At 43.3% G+C, this 4,317-nt stretch carries 10 protein-coding genes; all 10 read right to left on the reverse strand.

Features of this window, described 5'->3' with window-relative positions; all coding sequences use genetic code 11:
- Positions 1–191: hypothetical protein (locus tag IH879_20425; protein MCH7677295.1), on the reverse strand; the 191-nt coding region annotated here is incomplete at its 3' end.
- Positions 192–395: 204 nt separating this feature from the next.
- On the reverse strand, positions 396–587 hold the full coding sequence (locus tag IH879_20430) for a hypothetical protein (GenBank protein ID MCH7677296.1): 192 nt from the start codon (positions 585–587) through the stop codon (positions 396–398).
- A 51-nt stretch (positions 588–638) separates the two neighbouring features.
- Positions 639–1,172 carry an ester cyclase gene (locus IH879_20435; protein ID MCH7677297.1) on the reverse strand — a complete coding sequence of 178 codons (534 nt, stop codon included), beginning with the start codon at positions 1,170–1,172 and terminating at the stop codon, positions 639–641.
- 224 nt (positions 1,173–1,396) lie between these two features.
- Complete coding sequence (locus IH879_20440; GenBank protein ID MCH7677298.1) at positions 1,397–1,615, reverse strand: hypothetical protein; 219 nt, start codon at positions 1,613–1,615, stop codon at positions 1,397–1,399.
- A 24-nt stretch (positions 1,616–1,639) separates the two neighbouring features.
- The gene (locus tag IH879_20445; protein ID MCH7677299.1) at positions 1,640–1,915 is read right to left on the reverse strand and encodes a type II toxin-antitoxin system RelE/ParE family toxin; all 276 of its coding nucleotides are present in this window, start codon (positions 1,913–1,915) and stop codon (positions 1,640–1,642) included.
- The gene (locus IH879_20450; protein MCH7677300.1) at positions 1,912–2,187 is read right to left on the reverse strand and encodes an AbrB/MazE/SpoVT family DNA-binding domain-containing protein; all 276 of its coding nucleotides are present in this window, start codon (positions 2,185–2,187) and stop codon (positions 1,912–1,914) included. Before IH879_20450 ends, IH879_20445 begins: the two co-directional genes overlap by 4 nt.
- Before the next feature lie 494 nt (positions 2,188–2,681).
- Positions 2,682–2,909, reverse strand: coding sequence for a type II toxin-antitoxin system HicA family toxin (locus tag IH879_20455; protein ID MCH7677301.1), 228 nt, complete (start codon positions 2,907–2,909; stop codon positions 2,682–2,684).
- A complete protein-coding gene (locus IH879_20460) occupies positions 2,909–3,154 on the reverse strand; it encodes a type II toxin-antitoxin system HicB family antitoxin (protein ID MCH7677302.1) in 246 nt (81 codons plus the stop codon). The genes IH879_20455 and IH879_20460 overlap by 1 nt, the downstream gene beginning before the upstream one ends.
- A gap of 44 nt (positions 3,155–3,198) precedes the next feature.
- Positions 3,199–3,465, reverse strand: coding sequence for a hypothetical protein (locus IH879_20465; GenBank protein ID MCH7677303.1), 267 nt, complete (start codon positions 3,463–3,465; stop codon positions 3,199–3,201).
- Positions 3,466–3,920: 455 nt separating this feature from the next.
- A partial coding sequence (locus IH879_20470) for a hypothetical protein (GenBank protein ID MCH7677304.1) occupies positions 3,921–4,317 on the reverse strand: 397 nt, incomplete at its 5' end.

The following is a 4,317-nucleotide window of genomic DNA, read 5'->3' on the forward strand; positions in this document are numbered from 1 at the left end:
TCGATCAAATGTGTACCGCGGCCGGCACTAAACCAGATTATCGCTTGATAGTTGTTCCGGTGCGGCTTAAAGGGTCTGGTGGGAAAAGTTTTTATGAGCGTATCATCGATACGATAAATGTTGATTTCATTGCGCCAGCTATTTTGCTCCGAATAGAAAGATTGTAATTTTTCGCTGATTTGTTTTTCCAAAAATCCCACCTTTTGGGCACCCATTTTTTAAGACCCGACTCAAATCAGCCGCGCTGCTTTTTAGCATCGGCTGAATTTGCCTTGTTAGGATGCTTCGATGATCGAGCTATACTTCATCATTCTGTGAAATCCCCACTTCGAGATCCTTAATGGTATTATCCAAAACGAGTTGGCCAAGCGTTGGAAGCCAGCGATCCTGTTCCTCTACGATACCAGTTCCGGACTGTTCCAATAAGTTGCCATCAGCGCATCTGCATCTTTATTATTGTAAGCTTCGATAAACTGCTTATCCAAAGTGTCTGTAGCTGCGATCATTTCGTCTTCACTTTCACCGGGAGTTAAGCCAATAAAGAGAAAGCATGCGATAACAGCTACCAGACAAAACAGGGTGTTCAACCTTTAAGTTGAACACCCTGTTTAATTTTGCGGAAATCAAATGATTATAATTTATTCTTTCTCGGCCATCATTGGCGGCGTCAGGGTAAAACCAAGCTGGGTCATTACCGAAGCCGGCCCGCCATGATTCCAGTAAGCCCATTCTTCTGCAATTTTGCCGTCCTGAAATTTCAAAATAGTAACGCCGGAGATTTTTATACTTTTGCCCGTAGCGGGTACTTCTTCTGACAACGCGCCTTTGTTGGTACCGGTCACAGTCCAGTGTACCGTCAACATATCACCCGAGCCGAATTCTCCGTTGACCGCAACATTCAAGTCGGGGTAAATGCTGCGCATCACGCCAATATAAGCTTTGAAGGCTTCAGCGCCAACAACTTCTTGACCATCAGCGCCATGACGAACAAGATCTGCGGCATAGACTTCATCTATCACTTCAACATTTCCTTCATGCCAGATTTTCAGGGATTTCCTAAACGTCGCTTTCATGTCCTCGTCTGATTGGGCAGAAACCGATTGTACCTGTAAAATCATAGATACGGCAAAAAGAAATACTATCAAAGCAGCCGCTCTTTTTGAGTTATTCATGGTAACCCTCCTCATTAATCAGTAATAAAATTATTGGTTTGGAATTACTGTTAGAGTTAGATAATAAAAAAACCCTGCAAAAGCAAGGGATAAGTTTCACACTTTAGACAAAGTGTGCAATGGGAAATTAGCCGATTGTGGATTATCGGTTTGGGGTGTGTTGGTCGGTTGATTTGTCGCTTGCCTTGCGAGCAAACAGGAGGTTCTTGGCTGAAGCCCCACTTTCAGTTCGATAAGAAGCGCTTCTGAATAATCACCGTCCAACCATTATCCAATTTAACGAACACCTCATCATCTGGAAGAGCACGCATTGCGGGAATTACGATTCCAAACTTGTCTTTTAAATGTTTAGCTTCGAGAAGCTTAAGGCTCGGCCATTGATGGCCCTTAACATTGTCATTAGCAAGAATCCGAACTTTGTTACCAACTTGAATGTTAGCCATTGCTCAATCTCCATGTTTTTGAAATTATCGTCCTAAAATCTCAGTGTGAGTGCCAATTGCCAGCAGGATATAAGTGTCACTGGTCTTCTGGAAAAAAAGCCGGTAGTTCATGGTGACACTCAGCTCATAGACGTTGGTTAGTTTTTTGCCTCTGATACTGCCCTGGACTTTCTTGACCCTCAATGAGGGGTGGGCGATGTCCTGTAATAAAAACCCCAGCTTCCGGTCGGTTTGCTTTTGGATATGCTGGGGTAGTTTCTGGTAGTCTTTGACAAATGGCTTCTGCCATTGCAACCTCATATTTTTTTCTTTAGGTCTTTGAGGGCTGATTCGAGATTATCGTGAGCTTTGCTCACCTTGCCGTCTTCGACGTTTTTGAGAGCTGTCTCCATTTTCTTTGTCCAGCTCTTTGTCCAGGTGACGGTCTTGTGGGTGACCGGTTCTGGAATGATAACGATGTGGCCATTGTCGTCTTTGACCTGGTATTTGTCGCCAATCTTCATGCCGTACTTTTTACGAAGTTTGGCGGGTATGACGAGACGGCCTTTTTCTGCGAGTGTTGAGAAAGGCATGATTGCTCCTCTGATAATTTGTGTTTTAGGTGTGGGCATTGTGGATACTTTTTAGTGTACACCCCAAAGATACTACAATGATTATCGGATGTCAAGAGAAATATAAAAGCGGGATACTCGATTAGTCAAATAATCCCGCGTCTCTTTTTACACCAATAGATGTGAAACGAGTCGGCGAGTTTAATGCCACAGTAAGGGCACTTGGGTTGTTCTTGAAAGTCTGAGGGGTCTTCATCACACAGTTTGCAGTAGTCATCCGACCAGGGGTTTGGGTCGTTGCTTACAGCGGATACAGCGTTGGTTTAGTTTTGATTTTGTCGAAGAAGCCTTCTTCTTGGCTAAGATATTTGATTTCTTGTATAGGCTTTTTTCAAGTGTGCTCCGTGTATACGGGAAATGGTTACATAACCCTTAGTATGTGCAAGAACAAAACCCAATAATTAAACTTATCGGAAATAAAAATGACAAGAAAAAATGTCGGTGTAAACCCTTAACTAAAGGAGTTTTATAAACTCCTCGACACTCAGCTCGGCCTGGCGCAGTATATTTTTGAGAGTGCCCTTTTTTAAATCTTTGTTATGCATAGGGACAGAAACGCGGCGGTGGGATTCGGTTTGATGAATGAGACGGGCATGGCTGCCGGTCTGGTGGTCTATAAAAAAATCGGCACGTTCCAGTGCCGCAATAACTTGTTTAGGTTTGACAATGGGCAGCTTGGCCATTACGCCGCAAACTTAACTGCCACTTGCTCTTTAATCGGTTCTTGGTCAATAGCGACATCTTCCGGAATGGGTTCGTTCCGCTTTATATTGCTCTCGATGACCAGACGAATAGCATCCTCGGCCATCGCTCGCGCTTCTTCGAGGGTGTCACCCTCAGTGCAGATTTCCGGCATAGACGGCACACTGACCAGATAGCCGCCTTCTTCCGCCGGTTCATAAAACACCGTAAATTTATATTCTGTCATCAAGCCTCCATTGATCATGATGTTTTCTTTTGGGGTCATATAGTTTATTTATCTGCTCTAATGGTACGAAAATCAGGTGGTTTTGTCAATGGAAACTTAAGCTCGAAAATTTTATCAATTATCTTAAAATGAGGAAAAAATCTATTTACGTATTTAAAAACCTCTTCTTTGCTTTCAAAAAGTCGATCAACCAGGTGGCCATCAGAGGCCCGTGGAAATGGAGCGTTTCCATATGTAGGCATCCCTTGTAACCGATGGCTTATTATGGCTTCGCCTTTTTCTTCAAAGACGCTGAGAACAACATCATCCATTTTTACCTCTATTAATTTTAGTCTTAAGAATTTAGTCTTAAAACGATCCGACGTATTGGGGGGTTCCCATAAATTCATCATCCATCCGATTCGATTTCCGTATTTTCCTGAGTTTTATTTTCTTGCTCGACCACACACGCTTATAATACCCCATCGTGTGCCTGGGGTCAAGCGCAATTTTAAAATCCTAAATGGGCACCTTAAAAAGTTTCTCATATTTGGCTTCTCAGCGCAGATCGTTTACATAACCCTTAGTATGTGCAAGAACGAAAGCGGATAATTGGTTTGTTATTTGGGATAAGTTTTCTAAAAATAATTCAGTTTCTTCTGAGAGAAGGGTGGTGGTTGTGGAGTTTTTATCATACGGATTCCCTCTTTAATGGGGAATAAATTTATGCAAATTTAGCTAATAAATAACACAAACGCAACAAATTCGCGATACAAATGCTAATCTTTCAAACTAACGCCAGTTCCCCTAAACTCTCTCTATACCCTCTGCACGCCTCCTCATAGCATACATGCACTCCATCTTTTACAACGGTTTCACCAGCGATTATCACTTTATCAACAGCTCTTGGCGTCGCTCCAAAAATTACCGCGTCTGCAAGCAACTCATCGTGACTTCCAGCTACTGAAGGATCATTCGCATTTAAATAAACTTTGTCCTCCTGCCAAACATCGGCCATGCCAATGGCCTCGAAACCATTTTTCGTCGCCATTTCCAGCAATTCCGGCGCTTCTGCGGTGACCGTGCGAGCTTCGGTTCGAGAACGTTCATCAAGCTCTACCGCGCGAATTTCCTCAAAAGCGTCGCTGCTGGCATGGCTGTCGACGCCGACGCAGATTTTGACA

This window comes from candidate division KSB1 bacterium (assembly GCA_022562085.1).
In the GTDB taxonomy this organism is placed as follows: domain Bacteria; phylum Zhuqueibacterota; class Zhuqueibacteria; order Oceanimicrobiales; family Oceanimicrobiaceae; genus Oceanimicrobium.

What these genes read in the sequence shown, in the direction of transcription:
- IH879_20465 (MCH7677303.1), bottom strand. Translation starts at nt 3,465, where the DNA reads ATGGATGATGTTGTTCTCAGCGTCTTTGAAGAAAAAGGCGAAGCCATA.
- IH879_20455 (MCH7677301.1), bottom strand. Translation starts at nt 2,909, where the DNA reads ATGGCCAAGCTGCCCATTGTCAAACCTAAACAAGTTATTGCGGCACTG.
- IH879_20445 (MCH7677299.1), bottom strand. Translation starts at nt 1,915, where the DNA reads ATGAGGTTGCAATGGCAGAAGCCATTTGTCAAAGACTACCAGAAACTA.
- IH879_20435 (MCH7677297.1), bottom strand. Translation starts at nt 1,172, where the DNA reads ATGAATAACTCAAAAAGAGCGGCTGCTTTGATAGTATTTCTTTTTGCC.
- IH879_20450 (MCH7677300.1), bottom strand. Translation starts at nt 2,187, where the DNA reads ATGCCTTTCTCAACACTCGCAGAAAAAGGCCGTCTCGTCATACCCGCC.
- IH879_20440 (MCH7677298.1), bottom strand. Translation starts at nt 1,615, where the DNA reads ATGGCTAACATTCAAGTTGGTAACAAAGTTCGGATTCTTGCTAATGAC.
- IH879_20460 (MCH7677302.1), bottom strand. Translation starts at nt 3,154, where the DNA reads ATGACAGAATATAAATTTACGGTGTTTTATGAACCGGCGGAAGAAGGC.